Origin of the sequence: Enterobacter cloacae complex sp. 302F9, from assembly GCF_050030335.1 — a bacterium.
In the GTDB taxonomy this organism is placed as follows: domain Bacteria; phylum Pseudomonadota; class Gammaproteobacteria; order Enterobacterales; family Enterobacteriaceae; genus Enterobacter; species Enterobacter hormaechei_C.
The window spans coordinates 4,416,349-4,434,598 of sequence record NZ_JBLGUC010000001.1 but is presented as its reverse complement, the minus strand read 5'-3'; the positions used below and the strand labels follow the sequence as shown (position 1 = coordinate 4,434,598).

Here is an 18,250-nt window from a genome sequence, read left to right as displayed (position 1 = left end):
GAGGCGAAGTTACTGATATGAATGCTCCATTTAGCTACTCTTCCCCCACGCTCAGCGTTGAGGCGTTGAAACACTCCATCGCCTATAAGCTGATGTTTACCATTGGGAAAGATCCCGTTATTGCCAACAAACATGAGTGGCTGAACGCCACGCTGTTTGCGGTGCGTGACCGTATGGTCGAACGCTGGCTGCGCTCCAACCGCGCCCAGCTTTCGCAGGAGACGCGACAGGTGTATTACCTGTCGATGGAGTTTCTGATTGGTCGCACCCTCTCCAATGCGCTGTTATCGCTCGGGATTTATGACGACGTCAAAAACGCACTGGAAGAGATGGGGCTGGATTTAGAAGAGCTGATTGACGAAGAGAACGACCCGGGGCTGGGTAACGGTGGTCTCGGGCGTCTTGCCGCCTGTTTCCTCGATTCACTGGCGACGCTGGCGCTGCCGGGGCGCGGCTACGGTATTCGCTACGACTACGGTATGTTCAAGCAGAATATCGTGGATGGTCGTCAGAAAGAGTCTCCAGACTACTGGCTGGAGTACGGTAACCCGTGGGAGTTCAAGCGCCACAACACGCGCTACAAGGTGCGTTTTGGCGGGCGTATTCAGCAGGAAGGGAAAAAATCCCGCTGGGTGGAAACCGAGGAGATCCTCGCCGTGGCCTATGACCAGATCATCCCCGGCTACGACACCGATGCGACCAATACGCTGCGCCTGTGGAACGCGCAGGCCAGTAGCGAGATCAACCTGGGTAAATTCAACCAGGGTGACTACTTCGCGGCGGTGGAAGATAAAAACCACTCCGAGAATGTGTCACGCGTCCTGTATCCGGATGACTCGACCTACTCAGGCCGCGAGCTGCGCCTGCGTCAGGAGTATTTCCTCGTCTCGGCAACGATTCAGGATATCCTTAGCCGTCACTATCAGCTGCACAAAACCTATGCGAATCTGGCGGAAAAAACCGCCATTCACCTCAACGATACCCATCCGGTGCTGTCGATCCCTGAGCTGATGCGCCTGCTGATTGACGAGCATAAGTTCAGCTGGGATGACGCGTTTGAAGTAACCTGCCAGGTGTTCTCGTACACCAACCATACGCTGATGAGCGAAGCGCTGGAGACGTGGCCGGTGGATATGCTCGGCAAAATTCTGCCGCGCCATCTGCAAATCATCTTCGAGATCAACGACTACTTCCTCAAGACCTTGCAGGAGCAGTACCCGAACGATACTGGTCTGCTGAGCCGCGCCTCGATCATTGATGAATCCAACGGGCGTCGCGTACGCATGGCCTGGCTGGCGGTGGTGATCAGCCACAAGGTGAACGGCGTGTCAGAGCTGCACTCGAACCTGATGGTGCAGTCCCTGTTTGCGGACTTCGCGAAGATCTTCCCGACGCGTTTCTGCAACGTGACCAACGGCGTCACCCCGCGCCGCTGGCTGGCGCTGGCGAACCAGCCGCTCTCCGACGTTCTGGATGAGAACATTGGCCGCACCTGGCGCACCGATTTGAGCCAGTTGAGCGAGCTGGAGCAGCACATTGATTTCCCGACGGTGAATAAAGCGGTACGGGAAGCCAAGCTGCTGAACAAGAAGCGTCTGGCGGTCTGGCTGGCGATGCATCTGAACGTGGTGGCGAACCCGAAAGCGCTGTTCGACGTGCAGATCAAACGTATCCACGAGTACAAGCGTCAGCTGATGAATGTCCTGCACGTTATTACCCACTACAACCGCATTAAGGCTGACCCGACGGCGGAGTGGGTGCCGCGCGTGAAAATCTTTGCCGGTAAGGCGGCGTCCGCGTACTACATGGCGAAGCACATCATTCATCTCATCAACGATGTGGCGAAGGTGGTGAATCACGATCCGGACATTGGCGATAAGCTGAAGGTCGTGTTTATCCCGAACTACAGCGTAAGCCTGGCGCAGCTGATTATTCCGGCGGCGGATCTCTCTGAGCAGATTTCCACGGCGGGGACGGAAGCATCCGGCACCAGTAACATGAAGTTTGCCCTGAACGGCGCGCTGACTATCGGCACGCTGGACGGCGCAAATGTCGAAATGCTGGAGCATGTGGGCGCGGAGAATATCTTTATTTTCGGGAATACGGCGGAAGAGGTGGAGGCGCTGCGCAAGCAGGGCTACTCGCCGCGTGAGTATTATGAAGAGGATGAAGAGTTACGCCAGGTGCTGACGCAAATCGCCACCGGCGTGTTTAATCCTGAGGAGCCCGGACGCTATCGCGATCTGGTGGACTCGCTGATTAACTTTGGCGATCACTATCAGGTGCTGGCGGATTACCGCAGCTACGTGGATTGTCAGGATAAGGTGGACGAACTGTACCGTCAGCAGGAGAAGTGGACCAGCGCCGCGATGCATAACATCGCCAACATGGGATACTTCTCGTCGGACAGGACCATCAAAGAGTATGCCGAGAATATCTGGCATATTGATCCGGTGCGGTTGTAAAAACAAAGCCCGGTGGCGCTGCGCTTACCGGGCCTACGGGATCGAGTAGGCCGGGTAAGGCGGAGCCGCCACCCGGCTTTTTTTCAATTACGACGCCAACGACAATTCACGCTTTCCCGCATGTTGTTGCAACCATTGCGCCACGCGAGACTGCTGCTCGGCATTCAGCCACATCCCTTCTTTAGTACGACGCCAGATAGCATCGTCCAGACGGCGCACCCACTCGTGTTCCACCAGGTAGCGCAGTTCCGCTTCGTACAGCTCATGGCCAAAATGCTCGCCCAGATCGGCAATCTCTTTCGCCTCGCCGAGGAACAGTTCGGTGTTGCTGCCGTAGGTACGGGCATAGTGGCGCGCCATTCCTTCGGTAATGAACGGGAAGCGGCGACGCAGCTTCGCGGCGTAATCGTCGCGGTTATCACCGATATCGCCGCCAGGCAGCACGGCGCCTTTCGTCCACGCCGGGCCGATGCCTTTGTAATACGGCGCCAGTTTCTCCAGCGCGTGCTCCGCCAGTTTACGGTAGGTGGTGAGCTTACCGCCAAATACCGACAGCAGGGGCGCCTGACCGTCCACGTCATGAATATCAAGCGTATAGTCACGGGTGATGGCCTGCGGTGAGTCAGACTCGTCATCACACAGCGGACGCACGCCGGAGTAGGTCCAGACCACGTCATCGCGCGCCAGCTGTTTCTTAAAGTGCGCGTTGTACACTTTCAACAGGTAGCTGACTTCACTCTCGTCGATCTCAACGTTTTTCGGATCGCCTTTGTACTCCACGTCGGTGGTGCCGATGATGGAGAACTCGTCCATCCACGGGATCACAAACACAATGCGCTTGTCTTCATTTTGCAGGATATAAGCCTGTTTCTGGGTATGCACGCGCGGCACCACAATGTGGCTGCCCTTGATCAGGCGGATGCCGTACGGAGAAGGCAGGTGCATACCGTCATCGAAGAACTGTTTTACCCACGGGCCGGTGGCGTTCACCAGGCCGCGCGCTTTCCAGCTAAACTTCTCACCGGTATCCACGTCTTCCGCTTCCACAATCCACAGGCCGTTTTCGCGGCGTGCGGCGGTCGCGCGGGTACGGGTTTTCACCTCGCCGCCTTTCTTCTCGACCATCTGCGCGTTAGCCAGCACCAGACGCGCATCGTCCACCCAGCAGTCGGAATATTCGAAACCGCGCACGATTTCAGGTTTAAGAACCGACTCTGAGCCAAAACGCAAACCTGTCGAACCCGGCAGGCTGGTGCGTTTACCCAGATGATCGTACATAAAAAGACCAATGCGGATCATCCACGCCGGACGCAGATGCGGGCGATGAGGCAGACGGAAACGCATCGGGATCGCCAGATGCGGAGCCATTTTCAGCAGTACTTCGCGTTCAGCCAGCGCTTCGCTGACCAGGCGGAATTCGTAGTGTTCCAGGTAGCGCAGGCCACCGTGGATCAGCTTGGAGCTGGCGGACGACGTCGCGCAGGCGAGATCGTTAGCTTCCAGCATCAGCACGGATAAACCGCGTCCTGCGGCATCAACCGCAATACCGGCACCGTTGATGCCACCGCCTATCACAATCAGATCTTTGGTTTCCATAACACCCTCATGCACTTTCGTTAAAGCTCAAAAATGTTCGATATCGCTCATAATAGCAAAGGAACGCGCTTTTGGTAACATCAAAAAAACAATTTAGAGTGATATGGATAACATAATGGCGTTTACCCGCCGCCAGGACGTACACTACGGGGTAAAATAGTGCGGTCTGATGCCCTCACCCCAGCCCTCTCCCACGGGGAGAGGGTGATCCGTTTCCCTCTCCCTCCGGGAGAGGGTAGGGTGAGGGGAAAACCGCACCACACCTGAATATAAGATGAGAACACCATGGATCAGTTTGAATGTATTAACGTAGAAGAAGCCCATCAGAAGATGCACCAGGGACAAGCGGTGCTGGTGGATATCCGCGATCCGCAGAGCTTTGCGATGGGCCACACGCCGGGCGCGTTCCATCTCACCAACGACACGCTGGGCGCGTTTATGCGCGATAACGACTTCGATACCCCGGTGATGGTGATGTGCTATCACGGCAACAGCAGTAAAGGCGCGGCGCAGTATCTGCTCCAGCAGGGTTACGACGCGGTGTACAGCGTCGATGGCGGCTTCGATGCCTGGCATCGTCATTTCCCGGCAGAAGTTGAATACGCGTTTGAGCGCTGATCCCGCTATACTGTCCCCTTTTGTGTGGAAATAAGCGACCGCTGCCCATGTTGATGATCACCTCTTTTAGCAACCCGCGCGTCGCCCAGGCGTTTGTCGACTATATGGCGACGCAGGGCATTATCCTGACTATTCAGCAGCATACACAGACGGATGTCTGGCTGGCAGACGAAAGCCAGGCCGGCCGCGTGAACGACGAGCTTGCGCGTTTTCTGGAAAACCCGGGCGACCCGCGTTATCTGGCGGCAAGCTGGCAATCCGGCCAGACCGGCAGTGGCCTGCACTATCAACGTTTTCCGTTTCTCGCCACCCTGCGCGAGCGCGCAGGACCGTTTACGCTGCTTTTGATGGCAGCCTGCATCATCGTCTTCATTATTATGAGCGTGGTGGGCGACCAGAGCGTGATGATTGCCCTCGCATGGCCGTACGATCCCTCCCTGCAATTTGACGTCTGGCGCTACTTCACGCATGCGCTGATGCACTTCTCGGTGATGCATATCCTCTTTAACCTGCTGTGGTGGTGGTATCTCGGCGGGGCGGTGGAGAAGCGGCTCGGTAGCGGCAAGCTGATTGTGATCACCCTTATCAGCGCCCTGTTAAGCGGCTACGTGCAGCACAAATTCAGCGGTCCATGGTTTGGCGGGTTATCCGGCGTGGTGTACGCCCTGATGGGTTACGCCTGGCTCAGAGGCGAGCGCGACCCGGATAGCGGCATCTATTTACAACGTGGATTAATAACCTTTGCGTTAATATGGCTTATTGCCGGATGGTTTGATCTGTTTGGTATGTCTATCGCCAATGGTGCGCACGTTACCGGCCTGGCGGTCGGGCTGGCGATGGCGCTGGCCGATACGCTCCATGCGCGAAAACGAACATAATTCCCAGGGACATTTGATGAAACAAACACAACGTCATGACGCCATTATCGAACTGGTAAAAAAACAGGGATACGTCAGTACTGAAGAGCTGGTGGAGCAGTTTGCCGTCAGCCCGCAAACCATCCGTCGTGACCTCAACGACCTGGCCGATCAGAACCGTATTCTGCGTCACCACGGCGGCGCCGCACTGCCGTCCAGCTCGGTGAACACCTCATGGCATGACCGTAAGGCGACGCAAACGGCAGAGAAAGAGCGTATCGCCCGTAAAGTGGCGAGCCAGATCCCGAACGGCGCGACGCTGTTTATTGATATCGGCACCACCCCGGAAGCGGTCGCCCATGCGCTGCTGAACCACGAGAACCTGCGCGTGGTGACCAACAACCTGAACGTGGCCAACACGTTAATGCAGAAAGACGATTTCCGCATCATCCTCGCGGGCGGCGAACTGCGCAGCCGCGACGGCGGAATTATTGGCGAAGCGACGCTCGATTTTATCTCTCAGTTCCGTCTCGACTTCGGCATTCTGGGGATCAGCGGCATCGACAGCGACGGCTCGCTGCTGGAGTTTGATTACCACGAGGTGCGCACCAAGCGCGCGATCATTGAGAACTCACGTCACGTGATGCTGGTGGTGGACCACTCCAAATTTGGCCGTAACGCGATGGTCAACATGGGCAGCATCAGCATGGTGGATGCGGTTTATACTGATGTGATGCCACCGGCGGGCGTGATGCAGGTAATTAAGGATAACAATTTGCAGCTGGAATTGTGCTAGCGGTTGTGTCGGGTGGCGCTGCGCTTACCCGACCTACAAAATTTTCTCCCTCTCCCTGTGGGAGAGGGCCGGGGTGAGGGCATCAGACCGCAGAGGAATTACACTCCATATCCCATCATCTTCAACAGCTGCTGCGCATGCTGCACCGCATCCTGTCGGTGCGCTACGCCCAGCTTCTGATACAGATTGCGAATGTGCGTTTTGATGGTGGTCGCCGCCACCGCCAGCTCACCGGCAATCTGCTCGTTGCTGTAGCCGGAATAGATCAGCCCCAGCACCTGCCATTCACGCTGGGTGAGCGGGCTGGTGCGGATAAGCTCCGGCACTTCCGGATGGTTCAGCAGACGTTCAACAAAGTTCTCATCGAAGTGCGCAAACTTGTGGCGGTGGTGCTGGTTAATCTCGCGCAGAATGCGCTGGGCGCGATGCTGATCGAGTTCTGGCAGCGTGTTGAGCTGAATCAGCTGGCGCAGCTGCTGGGCCATCACTTCACCCTCAATCACAAAGTGGCTGATAAACCCGGTGCGGTTCGCCAGCTGTAACGCTTCCAGCAGTACGCGCTGGGCATCGTTTTTGCGGCCCGCCTGCCAGTAAAGCTGGTTTAACAGCAGCAGGTTGCGGTTTAAATCGCTCATCAGGCGCAGGCTGCGGGCGTTTTCGTTTAACTCTTCCAGCACAATCTCGGCAGGCTCAAAGTCACCCAGCAGGATCTGCACGCGAGCGATGTTGCGCCACTGGCTTTGCAGGAAGTGGTTATTGGCAAATTCCGGTTTAGGCGTATGACGCAGCCAGTTGGCGGCGGACTTTTTATCGCCGGTCATCTGCCAGTAAATCACCCGGACCTTATCGGCGTTGGATACCCAGTCGCTATGGTACTGCCCGTTGCCGAGCAGGTTTTCCAGGCGGTTAAGATGGTTGCGGGCATTATCCAGGTCGCCGCGCGCCAGCGAGCACTGCACCAGCAGAGCCAGACACTGGAGCTGCTGCTGCGGCTGGAAGCTCGAAAGGACATTCAGACCCTGGCGGGCGCTGCTTTCTGCTTCATCCAGACGCGACCATGCCCACAGCAGCTGAGCGCGAATACGCAACAGGAACTCGTGCATCGGCAGCTGTTCCAGATGTTGTTCACGGATCAGCTGGAACGCTTTCTCCTGATTTTCCCAGGCGGCTTGCAGGAATCCCTGAGCAAATAAAATCTCGCTTTGCTGGATCAGGCTCCAGAGGGCGTAATGCCAGACATCGTGGCGGCGCGCCATCTGTTCGGTTTGCTGCATGAGTGAAAGCGAACGCGTGAGATCGCCCTTACAGTGCAGCACTTCGCCGTGTACCGAGGTGGCCACAATACGGCTGTAAAAATTCGCCAGCGGCAGCTCATCCAGCGCGACCATCGCCAGCCGTTCGGCTTCCTCAGGGTCACCGTCGTTAATCGCCACCTGCGCACGCAGGGCGTTAAATTCGCCATGCAGGGTGGTATCCATCTCGCTTTCCATCTCCTGTTCGGCGCGCGCCAGCAGGGTGTTCACTTCGCTGTAGCGATGCTGGCTCTGCATCAGCCAGGCCTGGAGCAGCACCAGACGCGGATTCTCCAGCAGGCTTTCCCACGGCAGCGCTTTTAACGACTCTTCCAGCAGCGTCAGTTCACTGTGGTTGAACAGTCCCCACGCGTGGTTGAGCAGAATATCGCGCAGCATACGGGCATCCCCGGCGGCCAGCGCATGGTGGATAGCCTCGCTCGGGAAACCTTGCGCCATCCAGCTTTCGGCGGCGGCGCGGTGAATGTCAGGCAGCTCTGCGGCCAGTTCCCACTGGCAACGCTGGCGCAGGAAGCTGCCAAACAGCGGATGGTAGCTAAACCATTCGCCGGGATCGTCCATGCGCGTCAGGAACAGACCCTGACGTTCAATCTCTTCGAGCTGAAGCTGCCCGTTTTCAATGCCGGTGACGCGTACAATCAGCGCATCGTTCATGGAACGCAGCAGGGAGCTTTTCAGCAGGAAATGGCGGGTGGAGAGGTCAACGCTGTCGAGTACCTCATCCACCAGATAATCCGACAGGTGGCTGGCGTTGATGCCCGCCAGGCGGCGTGCGGACTGATGCGTCGGGCTGTTGTTTTGCCGCGCGGAGAGGGCAATCAGCTGAAGCGCCGTGGCCCAGCCGGCAACGTCATCGCACAGGCGGCTGCTTTCCGACGCCTCAATCGGAGACGTCAGGCGGCAGTCAAAGAACTGCTTCGCTTCCTGATGGGTAAAGGCCAGCTGCTGACTGCCGATTTCCAGCAGCTGATCGCGCACGCGCAGGTTGGCAATGCCCAACTGCGGAAGGTTACGCGACAGGACAACCAGCGTCAGGTTTTCCGGCTGATGGCGCAGGAAGAAACGCATGGACTCGTGAATAACCGGGTTGGTGATCAGATGATAATCATCAATCACCACATACAGCGGGCGATGCCATTCGGCCAGCTCTATAAACAGCTGGGAGAAAAGAGAGGACAGGCTGGCGTACTGGCGCTTTTGCACCATCACCTCGCTGGTGACGCAGTGTCCGTTGGTTGCCTGCTGAATCGCGGCAATTAAATAGCTGGCAAAACGCTCCTGCTGGTTATCCCCTTCATCCAGGGAGTACCAGCCAAGATCGCTTTTACCTGCCGCCCATTGCGAAATGAGCGTTGTTTTTCCATAACCCGCAGGACTCGTAACCAGCGCCAGTCGGAAATTATGCGCACCGGAAAGTTTAGCCAGCAGGCGCTCGCGGACCACAGTATGGTCAAGACGAACCGGGCGACTTAATTTGGACGGAATCAACATAGTTTTCACTTCACTGTGGGGAACGAGAGAATTTATTTTTTTTGCGCTTCGTAATTAATATCTATAAGTTCGGCCAATAGAGGAACTATTGCAAGTTATGTCTGGGTTTGGAGGCTCTGAATTTGCACTCTGTCACAAAACATTCTCATCACTGATGGAACTTTCCGTAAATGGCTGGATGCCGCGCTGCTTCTGGCTTGTGTGCATAAGTCGCGGTTGCGCTGAAACTGGTTTCAGAAAGAGATAATGACGCTGAAGTTAATTAACTTCGGGAAAGTTGCATCGGCTTAATAGGGGTGCTGAATAATCGCGACGCGCGGAAATATTATTCTACGCAAGTAATCATTTCAGCGATGATTAATTTCCTCCGAAACTGCATTTCATTTCTTTGACGCTCTTCCGGGATCGCTTTTTCAGCGAAGCGCACACTCACACAGTGGCCTCGATCACACTTTTATGCTCATCCCCGCTACTCCTCCCTGTCTAATCCCCGACAGGAGGAGGAAGAGGCGCAATGAGCCAGGCACACTAGCGTTAAATGTTTTTACTCTCTACAGGATGCCGATTCCCTATGTCACAGCCTACTTTCAACAAAGCTCAATTTCAGGCTGCCCTGACACGTCAGTGGCAGCGTTTTGGCCTTCATGCTGCAAACGAAATGACGCCTCACCAGTGGTGGCAGGCGGTGAGCGGGGCGCTCGCAGAGCAGCTGGACGCTCAGCCTGTGACGAAGCCCGTGAAAGGCCAGCGTCACGTCAACTACATTTCAATGGAGTTCCTGATTGGCCGTCTGACGGGTAACAATCTGCTGAACCTTGGCTGGTATCAGGAGGTCGGTGACGTGCTGAAAGAACACGACATCAACCTGACCGATCTGCTGGAAGAAGAGATTGATCCGGCGCTGGGTAACGGCGGTCTGGGACGTCTGGCAGCCTGTTTCCTGGATTCCATGGCAACCGTGGGCCAGTCGGCGATTGGCTATGGCCTGAACTATCAGTACGGCCTGTTCCGTCAGTCATTTGCCGACGGCCATCAGATGGAAGCGCCAGACGACTGGCACCGCAATACCTATCCGTGGTTCCGCCACAACGCGCAGCTGGATGTGCAGGTCGGGATTGGCGGGAAAGTCACGAAGCAGGGACTCTGGGAACCGGCGTTCACCATTACCGGTGAAGCCTGGGACCTGCCGGTACTCGGCTACCGTAACGGCGTGGCGCAGCCGCTGCGCCTGTGGCAGGCGAAGCACGCGCATCCGTTTAACCTGACCAAATTCAACGACGGTGATTTCCTGCGCGCCGAGCAGCAGGGGATCGACGCCGAGAAGCTGACCAAAGTCCTCTACCCGAACGATAATCATCTGGCGGGTAAAAAGCTGCGTCTGATGCAGCAGTACTTCCAGTGCGCCTGCTCCGTGGCGGATATTCTGCGTCGCCACCACCTGGCGGGCCGCAAGCTGGCTCAGCTGCCGGACTTCGAAGTTATTCAGCTTAACGACACGCATCCGACCATTGCGATCCCGGAGCTGCTGCGCGTGCTGATCGACGAGCATCAGCTGAGCTGGGACGACGCCTGGGCCATTACCAGCCGCACCTTCGCCTATACCAACCACACCCTGATGCCGGAAGCGCTCGAGTGCTGGGATGAGAAGCTGGTGAAAACGCTGCTGCCGCGCCATATGCAGATCATCAACAAGATTAACGACCAGTTCAAAACGCTGGTGGAGAAAACCTGGCCGGGCGATAAGGCCGTCTGGGCGAAGCTGGCCGTTGTGCACGACAAGCAGGTGCGCATGGCGAACATGTGCGTGGTCAGCGGCTTTGCGGTGAACGGCGTGGCCGCGCTGCACTCGGATCTGGTGGTGAAAGATCTCTTCCCGGAATACCACCAGCTGTGGCCGACCAAATTCCATAACGTGACCAACGGCATCACGCCGCGTCGCTGGATTAAGCAGTGCAACCCGCTGCTGGCCGGCCTGCTGGACAAGACCCTGAAGAAAGAGTGGGCCAACGACCTGGACCAGCTCATCAACCTGGAAAAACAGGCCGACAACGCGAAGTTCCGCGAGCAGTACCGCGCCATTAAGCTGGAGAACAAGGTTCGTCTGGCCGAGTTTGTGAAAATGCGCACCGGAATTGAGATCAACCCGAATGCGATTTTCGATATCCAGATCAAACGACTGCACGAGTACAAACGTCAGCACCTGAACCTGCTGCACATTCTGGCGCTGTACAAAGAGATCCGCGAGAACCCGCAGGCCGACCGCGTCCCGCGCGTGTTCCTGTTCGGTGCGAAAGCGGCGCCGGGCTACTACCTGGCGAAAAACATTATCCTTGCCATTAATAAAGTGGCGGCGGCGATCAACAGCGATCCGAAAGTGGGCGACAAGCTGAAGGTGGTGTTCCTGCCGGACTACTGCGTTTCTGCGGCTGAAATGCTGATCCCGGCGGCGGATATTTCCGAGCAGATCTCTACCGCCGGTAAAGAAGCGTCCGGTACCGGCAACATGAAGCTGGCCCTGAACGGCGCGCTGACCGTCGGCACGCTGGACGGTGCGAACGTCGAAATCGCCGAGAAGGTCGGCGAAGAGAACATCTTTATCTTCGGCCATACTGTTGAAGAAGTGAAAGCCATCAAAGCCAAAGGGTACGACCCGGTGAAATGGCGTAAAAAAGATAAAGTGCTGGATGCGGTGCTCAAAGAGCTGGAAAGCGGGAAGTACAGTGACGGCGACAAGCACGCGTTTGACCAGATGCTGCACAGCATGGACAAACAGGGCGGCGACCCGTACCTGGTGATGGCTGACTTCTCTGCTTACGTTGAAGCGCAGAAGCAGGTCGACGTGCTGTATCGCGACCAGGATGCCTGGACCCGCGCGTGTATCCTGAACACCGCGCGCTGCGGTATGTTCAGCTCTGACCGCTCAATCCGTGATTATCAGGCTCGTATCTGGCAGGCAAAACGCTAAGGAAGCGCGATGGAGAGTAAACGTCTGGACAGTGCCGCGCAGGCGGCGGGAATTAGCCTCAGTTACATCAATGCGCACGGCAAACCGCAGTCTATTGGTGCGGACACCAAAAGACGTTTGCTGGATGCCATGCACAAAACCGACGCGAAAGCGTCGGGTGCGCCGGTGCCGAACGTCAAGGTCTTTACCGCAGGCAAAAAGATGCCGCTGGCGGTGGAAGGGCGCGGCGAGTTCAGTTGGCTGCTCACCACCGAAGAGGGGCATCAGCACAAAGGCCATGCCACCGGCGGCAAAACCCTTAACCTTCCGGCGAAGCTGCCGGAGGGCTACCACACGCTTACGCTGACCCGGGACGACCAGCGTTTTCACTGTCGGGTGATTGTGGCGCCAAAGCGCTGCTATGAGCCGCAGGCGCTGCGTGAAGGCAAAAAGCTGTGGGGCGCCTGCGTGCAGCTCTATACCCTGCGTTCGGACAGCAACTGGGGCATTGGTGATTTTGGCGACCTGAAAAAGATGCTGGCATCTGTTGGTGAGCGCGGCGGCGCGTTCATCGGCCTCAACCCGATCCACGCCCTCTATCCGGCGAATCCGGAAAGCGCCAGCCCGTACAGCCCGTCTTCCCGTCGCTGGCTGAACGTGATTTACATCGACGTTAACGCGTTAGACGATTTCAAAAACAGCAAAGAGGCGCAGGCGTGGTGGAAGCTTGAGACTACGCAACAGCTGCTGAAACAGGCCCGCGATGCGGACTGGGTTGATTATGCCTCCGTGACCGCGCTGAAAATGGCGGCTCTGCGTCTGGCCTGGAAGGGCTTTGCGAAGCGTGACGACGAGCAGATGGCAGCCTTCCGCCAGTTTGTGATGCAGGAAGGCGAGAGCCTTTACTGGCAGGCAGCGTTTGATGCGCTGCATGCGTATCAGGTTCAGGAGGACGAGATGCGCTGGGGCTGGCCGGTGTGGCCGGAAGCCTATCAGTCCGTTGATAACCCGGAAGTGAAGGCATTCTGTGAGACGCATGCCGACGAGGTGGATTTCTATCTCTGGTTGCAGTGGCTGGCGTACAGCCAGTTTGCCGCCTGCTGGCAGGTGAGCCAGGGCTATAACATGCCGATCGGGTTGTATCGCGATCTGGCCGTCGGCGTGGCGGAAGGCGGGGCGGAAACCTGGTGTGACCGTGAACTTTACTGCCTGAAAGCTTCTGTGGGGGCGCCGCCGGATATTCTGGGCCCGCTTGGTCAGAACTGGGGCTTACCGCCGATGGATCCGCACGTGATGGCGGCGCGTGCCTACGAGCCGTTTATCGACCTGCTGCGCGCTAACATGAAGAACTGCGGTGCGTTGCGTATCGACCACGTGATGTCCGTGCTGCGCCTGTGGTGGATCCCGTACGGTGAAACGGCTGACCACGGGGCGTACGTGCAGTATCCGGTGGACGACCTGCTCTCAATCCTCGCGCTGGAGAGTAAACGTCATCAGTGCATGGTGATTGGCGAAGATCTCGGTACCGTGCCGGTGGAAATTGTCAGCAAGCTCCGCGACAGCGGGGTTTACTCCTACAAAGTGCTCTATTTTGAAAACGACCATGAGAAAACCTTCCGCGCGCCGAAAGCGTACCCTGAACAGTCAATGGCAGTCGCGACGACGCATGATCTTCCTACGCTCAGAGGCTACTGGGAAAGCGGCGACCTGACGCTCGGCAAAACGCTGGGTCTCTACCCGGATGAAGAGGTTCTGCGTGGGCTGTATCAGGATCGCGAGCTGGCGAAGCAGGGGCTGCTGGATGCGCTGCATAAGCATGGCTGTCTGCCGAAGCGCGCCGGGCATAAGGCGTCGCTGATGTCGATGACGCCAACGCTTAACCGTGGCTTACAGCGCTATATTGCCGACAGCAACAGCGCGTTGCTCGGTCTGCAACCGGAAGACTGGATTGATATGGCGGAGCCGGTAAACATCCCCGGCACCAGCTATCAGTACAAAAACTGGCGTCGCAAGCTGTCCACAACGCTTGAAGCGATGTTCGCCGATGACGGGGTGAACAGGTTGATTAAGGATTTGGACAAGCGCAGAAGAGCGGTGGGTAAGAAGCGGTAGTTTCACCCTCACCCTAACCCTCTCCCAGGGGGAGAGGGAATAGAATGTAGGCCGGGTAAGCGTTAGCGCCACCCGGCTTTTTTACATCAGACAACCATATTCAGCAGCAGAACCCCGACCAGGCCGCACACCGAAATAATGGTTTCCAGCGCGGACCAGGACTTGATGGTTTCACCGATGGTCAGGTTGAAGTACTCCTTGAACAGCCAGAAGCCCGGATCGTTCACGTGGGAGAAAATCACGCTACCGGAACCAACCGCGATAACCATCAGCTCAGGGCTTACGCCCGTGGTCGCAATCAGCGGCGCAACGATACCGCCCGCGGTAATCGCCGCAACGGTCGCAGAGCCCAGCGCGATACGCAACACCGCGGCAATAGACCATGCCATCAGCAGCGGGGAGACGTTGGTTTCATGCATCATGGCCGCGATGTATTTATCCACGCCGCTGTCGACCAGCACCTGCTTGAACGCGCCGCCACCGCCGATGATCAGCAGCATCATGGCAATGATTTTGATGGAAGAGGTCAGCGTGTCGTTGATCTGATCCATGGAACGACCACGGTTAAGACCGAAGGTGAACATGGCGATCAGGACCGCAATCAGCGTCGCCATCACCGGGTCGCCCAGGAACTCCGCAACGGACAGGAACGCGTGACCTTTCGGCAGAACCATCTCTGCTATGGCACGCATCGCCATCAGGATCACCGGTACCAGTGAGGTCCAGACGCTGACGCCAAAGCCTGGCATCTCTTCTTCAGTAAAGGTTTTGGCGCTGTACAGCCCTTCCGGGATAGGCTTATCAATGCCTTTCAGGAAGCGCGCATACACCGGGCCTGCCAGAATCACCGTCGGGATCGCCAGAATCGTACCGAACAGCAGGGTTTTACCCATATCGGCATGGAAGATGGTGGCGATAGCCGTTGGGCCCGGGTGCGGCGGCAGGAAACCGTGGGTGACGGACAGCGCCGCAGCCATCGGCACACCCACGAACAGCAGCGGGATGTTGGCGGCAGCGGCGATGGTGAACACCAGCGGCAGCATCAGCACGAAGCCCACTTCATAGAACAGCGCGAAACCGACGGTAAAACCGGTTAACACCACCGCCCATTGAATGTTCTTCTTACCAAATTTGTCGATCAGCGTTGTGGCAATACGCTGTGCGCCACCGCAGTCCGCGAGCATTTTACCGAGCATGGCGCCGAAGCCCATGATCAGCGCCAGGCTGCCGAGCGTACCGCCGACACCGGCTTTAATGGAGCTGATAACTTTAACCAGCGGCATTCCCTGCATCAGACCGACTGCAAGTGCCACCAGAACCAGAGCGATAAATCCGTTCATTTTGAAGCGGATCATCAAGAGCAGTAATAACACAACACCGATAGCGACGATGACTAATGGCATGATTGACCTGGCCTTTGAATTGTTATGGGTAACGTCATTGTTTCAACGACAAATTCCGGTTGTCCCAACTGGGAACAGAGTGTTAACGGCACTCATACTGATGCCTGCGAAAACGTTAAGTTTAGTCGGCTGTTATAAGGGTGTTGAGTGCCCACGAGAATGATACGGGTAACATGATGTGATTGAGAATCACCCAGGGAGGCAAAATTTGAATTATGAGACGCAGGTCAACATACAGAGGGGGGGCAAGAAAAAGTAGGCCCGGTAAGCGCAGCGCCACCGGGCAATACAGACGGGTACTGAATCAGTAGTAAGAGTGCTCGCCGCGCTGGTGCTCGGTCAGATCGCGCACGCCTTTCAGTTCCGGGAATTCGTTCAGCAGCTGCTTCTCGATCCCTTCTTTCAGGGTTACATCAACCATGGAGCAGCCGTTACAGCCGCCGCCGAATTGCAGGATCGCCAGACCATCTTCGGTGATTTCCATCAGGGAAACACGTCCTCCGTGGCCGGCCAGCTGCGGGTTGATCTGCGATTGCAGCAGATATTCCACACGCTCCATCAGCGGGGCATCGTCAGAGACTTTACGCATCTTCGCGTTTGGCGCCTTCAGCGTCAGCTGAGAACCCAGCTGGTCAGTGACGAAATCAATCTCCGCATCTTCAAGATACGGCGCGCTCAGCTCATCAACGTACGCGGTGAGCTGTTCAAATTTAAGGGCAGTGTCAGTTGCTTCCACAGCATCCGGAGGACAATAAGAGACACCACATTCTGCATTCGGAGTGCCTGGATTGATCACAAACACGCGGATCTGCGTCCCTTCTTCCTGATTTGCCAGCAGTTTGGCAAAGTGCGCTTGTGCAGAATCGGAAATACGGATCATAGCTTTGGCCTAATAGTTGACTAAATTACCTGGGTATAATCATACGCCCATTGAAGAAGGGCTACAAGGTACGGCACAGACACCATACCTGAACTGACGCGGCGCCGCTTTGCAAAAGCAGTCGGGAAAGTTCAGCCACGGTACTGCCCGTGGTGACGACATCATCCACAATCGCGATATGGAGGCCGTTGACCGGCAATTCAAGGCGAAAGGCGTTTTTCAGGTTCCTTTTGCGCGACCGGGCGTTGAGCCGGTGCTGAACGGCAGTGGCATGAGTACGTTTCAGCGCAGAGGCTGGGTACCGGCAACCCAGCCAGTGGGCGAGCGGACGGCACAGCAGGTCGCTCTGATTGTATCCCCGCCGCCAGTGCCGACGCTGAAACAGTGGCACGTTCACAAGCGTGTCGACCGGCGGCAGCCCGCGCGTTCTTCGCGCCTGTAATACCGCCAGTAACAACAGGCGTGCCAGGGGCTGCGCCAGTGCAGTCTGGCTGGAAAACTTAAACTGATGAACCAGACGACTCAGCGGCAAAACGTAATCATCTACCGCCACCAGCGCGCTCCACGGTGGCGCTTTTTTCAGGCAACGGCCGCAGGGGAGCGTCTGGCTTACGGCAGGCAAGCCGCATTGCGGACAGCCCTTCAGGTAACCCAGTGCTCGCGTACAAACGGAACAGACGCCCCACGCGCTCATCGCAAGTGGCATTCGGCATAGCCAGCACAAGCCGGGCACTGTTAGCATACGCAACCTCCATGTGAAAAAAGAGAACGTTAACTGATGAAGACGCTGTGGTGGCAGACCGTTGGGACGGGAAATTGTCATCTTGTGCTGCTGCACGGATGGGGACTGAACGCCGAAGTGTGGCGTTGCATAAGTGAGGAACTGGCCTCGCAATTCACGGTACACCTGGTGGATCTACCGGGCTATGGACGTAGCCACGGCTACGGCGCGATGACGCTCGACGACATGGCGGAGCAGGTTCTGGAAGCGGCGCCGCAAAAAGCCGTCTGGCTCGGCTGGAGCCTGGGCGGGCTGGTGGCAAGCCAGATTGCGCTGCACCATCCTGCACGGGTCCAGGCGCTGATCACCGTTGCCTCATCACCCTGTTTCAGCGCCCGCGAGGCGTGGCCGGGCATCAAACCTGAGGTGCTGGCCGGGTTCCAGCATCAGCTGAGCGAAGACTTCCAGCGGACGGTGGAGCGTTTCCTGGCATTACAGACGATGGGAACAGAAACCGCCCGTCAGGATGCGCGGACGCTGAAGCAGACGGTGCTTTCTCTGCCGATGCCGGAGGTTGAGGTGCTGAACGGAGGGCTGGAGATCCTGAAAACGGCCGATCTGCGCGAGCCGCTGGCGTCGTTAACGGTGCCGCATCTGCGTATTTATGGCTATCTGGATGGACTGGTTCCGCGCAAGGTGGTTCCGCTGCTGGATGCGCTGTGGCCGGAGAGTAAATCAATGGTGGTTGCCAAAGCGGCACATGCGCCGTTCATCTCTCATCCTGCTGAGTTTTGTTCGGCGCTGTCCGGTTTTATCAGCGAAGCGTCCACCACTCCCTGAGACAGGCTTTACCTTCAGGACAACTCTTACAACTGCCGGACAGACAACCGTCCGGCTCTTCCTGAATGCGCACGGCTTTCCCCATGGCCTCCAGCCTTTCCAGCATGGCATCGATCATCGGCTGCGGCGTATGCAGGCTGAGGCTGAGCTGCTTCGCCTCCATTCGTCCCTGTAACGCCAGTAAGTCACGAACCTGAATCAACGATGCCATCTT

The 18,250-nt window shown here is 57.1% G+C and carries 13 protein-coding genes; 7 read left to right on the top strand and 6 right to left on the bottom strand.

The features are described from left to right. The first annotated feature begins 17 nt into the window (after positions 1-17). Entirely contained in the window at positions 18-2,465 is a 2,448-nt protein-coding gene (glgP, locus tag ACQG0T_RS21590; protein WP_032103634.1) for a glycogen phosphorylase, read from the top strand. A gap of 87 nt (positions 2,466-2,552) precedes the next feature. Here the strand turns inward: glgP and glpD are convergent, their stop codons facing one another. Next, entirely contained in the window at positions 2,553-4,061 is a 1,509-nt protein-coding gene (gene glpD / locus ACQG0T_RS21585; protein ID WP_015571453.1) for a glycerol-3-phosphate dehydrogenase, read from the bottom strand. A gap of 285 nt (positions 4,062-4,346) precedes the next feature. On the opposite strand from glpD, the gene glpE reads away from it, so the two are divergent. From glpE to ACQG0T_RS21570, 3 genes are read left to right on the top strand one after another with little or no spacing between them, the layout of a single operon-like run. Next, positions 4,347-4,679, top strand: a complete 333-nt coding sequence (gene glpE, locus ACQG0T_RS21580) for a thiosulfate sulfurtransferase GlpE (RefSeq protein ID WP_015571452.1) — start codon at positions 4,347-4,349, stop codon at positions 4,677-4,679. A gap of 47 nt (positions 4,680-4,726) precedes the next feature. Further along, positions 4,727-5,557 (top strand): rhomboid family intramembrane serine protease GlpG, encoded by an 831-nt coding sequence (glpG, locus tag ACQG0T_RS21575; RefSeq protein ID WP_015571451.1) that lies wholly within the window; start codon positions 4,727-4,729, stop codon positions 5,555-5,557. 16 nt (positions 5,558-5,573) lie between these two features. Beyond that, positions 5,574-6,332, top strand: coding sequence for a DeoR/GlpR family transcriptional regulator (locus ACQG0T_RS21570; RefSeq protein ID WP_017384141.1), 759 nt, complete (start codon positions 5,574-5,576; stop codon positions 6,330-6,332). Between the two features lie 98 nt (positions 6,333-6,430). Here ACQG0T_RS21570 and malT read toward each other — a convergent pair whose 3' ends face one another. Continuing rightward, entirely contained in the window at positions 6,431-9,136 is a 2,706-nt protein-coding gene (gene malT, locus ACQG0T_RS21565) for an HTH-type transcriptional regulator MalT (RefSeq protein WP_271040478.1), read from the bottom strand. Positions 9,137-9,707: 571 nt separating this feature from the next. On the opposite strand from malT, the gene malP reads away from it, so the two are divergent. Further along, the gene (malP, locus tag ACQG0T_RS21560; protein ID WP_015571448.1) at positions 9,708-12,101 is read left to right on the top strand and encodes a maltodextrin phosphorylase; all 2,394 of its coding nucleotides are present in this window, start codon (positions 9,708-9,710) and stop codon (positions 12,099-12,101) included. Positions 12,102-12,110: 9 nt separating this feature from the next. Then, a complete protein-coding gene (malQ, locus tag ACQG0T_RS21555; RefSeq protein WP_252051784.1) occupies positions 12,111-14,192 on the top strand; it encodes a 4-alpha-glucanotransferase in 2,082 nt (693 codons plus the stop codon). A gap of 86 nt (positions 14,193-14,278) precedes the next feature. Here malQ and gntT read toward each other — a convergent pair whose 3' ends face one another. From gntT to gntX, 3 genes are all read right to left on the bottom strand, one after another. Further along, positions 14,279-15,595 carry a gluconate transporter gene (gene gntT / locus ACQG0T_RS21550; protein ID WP_017384145.1) on the bottom strand — a complete coding sequence of 439 codons (1,317 nt, stop codon included), beginning with the start codon at positions 15,593-15,595 and terminating at the stop codon, positions 14,279-14,281. A 304-nt stretch (positions 15,596-15,899) separates the two neighbouring features. Beyond that, positions 15,900-16,475: a Fe-S biogenesis protein NfuA gene (gene nfuA, locus ACQG0T_RS21545; RefSeq protein WP_003861601.1), complete on the bottom strand. Its 576-nt coding sequence runs from the start codon at positions 16,473-16,475 to the stop codon at positions 15,900-15,902. 61 nt (positions 16,476-16,536) lie between these two features. Beyond that, on the bottom strand, positions 16,537-17,217 hold the full coding sequence (gene gntX, locus ACQG0T_RS21540; protein WP_017384146.1) for a DNA utilization protein GntX: 681 nt from the start codon (positions 17,215-17,217) through the stop codon (positions 16,537-16,539). A gap of 36 nt (positions 17,218-17,253) precedes the next feature. Here gntX and bioH point away from each other — a divergent pair, with 36 nt between their 5' ends. After that, entirely contained in the window at positions 17,254-18,036 is a 783-nt protein-coding gene (gene bioH / locus ACQG0T_RS21535) for a pimeloyl-ACP methyl ester esterase BioH (RefSeq protein ID WP_047731219.1), read from the top strand. On the opposite strand, the gene feoC is transcribed toward bioH, so the two are convergent. Beyond that, positions 18,011-18,247, bottom strand: a complete 237-nt coding sequence (feoC, locus tag ACQG0T_RS21530; protein WP_017384148.1) for a [Fe-S]-dependent transcriptional repressor FeoC — start codon at positions 18,245-18,247, stop codon at positions 18,011-18,013. The two genes, bioH and feoC, sit on opposite strands and share 26 nt — an antisense overlap. Between the last annotated feature and the right edge of the window lie 3 nt (positions 18,248-18,250).

Excerpts from the sequence above, each read along its gene's own strand:
- glgP (WP_032103634.1), top strand. The coding sequence starts at position 18 with ATGAATGCTCCATTTAGCTACTCTTCCCCCACGCTCAGCGTTGAGGCG.
- glpD (WP_015571453.1), bottom strand. The coding sequence starts at position 4,061 with ATGGAAACCAAAGATCTGATTGTGATAGGCGGTGGCATCAACGGTGCC.
- glpE (WP_015571452.1), top strand. The coding sequence starts at position 4,347 with ATGGATCAGTTTGAATGTATTAACGTAGAAGAAGCCCATCAGAAGATG.
- glpG (WP_015571451.1), top strand. The coding sequence starts at position 4,727 with ATGTTGATGATCACCTCTTTTAGCAACCCGCGCGTCGCCCAGGCGTTT.
- ACQG0T_RS21570 (WP_017384141.1), top strand. The coding sequence starts at position 5,574 with ATGAAACAAACACAACGTCATGACGCCATTATCGAACTGGTAAAAAAA.
- malT (WP_271040478.1), bottom strand. The coding sequence starts at position 9,136 with ATGTTGATTCCGTCCAAATTAAGTCGCCCGGTTCGTCTTGACCATACT.
- malP (WP_015571448.1), top strand. The coding sequence starts at position 9,708 with ATGTCACAGCCTACTTTCAACAAAGCTCAATTTCAGGCTGCCCTGACA.
- malQ (WP_252051784.1), top strand. The coding sequence starts at position 12,111 with ATGGAGAGTAAACGTCTGGACAGTGCCGCGCAGGCGGCGGGAATTAGC.
- gntT (WP_017384145.1), bottom strand. The coding sequence starts at position 15,595 with ATGCCATTAGTCATCGTCGCTATCGGTGTTGTGTTATTACTGCTCTTG.
- nfuA (WP_003861601.1), bottom strand. The coding sequence starts at position 16,475 with ATGATCCGTATTTCCGATTCTGCACAAGCGCACTTTGCCAAACTGCTG.
- gntX (WP_017384146.1), bottom strand. The coding sequence starts at position 17,217 with ATGCTAACAGTGCCCGGCTTGTGCTGGCTATGCCGAATGCCACTTGCG.
- bioH (WP_047731219.1), top strand. The coding sequence starts at position 17,254 with ATGAAGACGCTGTGGTGGCAGACCGTTGGGACGGGAAATTGTCATCTT.
- feoC (WP_017384148.1), bottom strand. The coding sequence starts at position 18,247 with ATGGCATCGTTGATTCAGGTTCGTGACTTACTGGCGTTACAGGGACGA.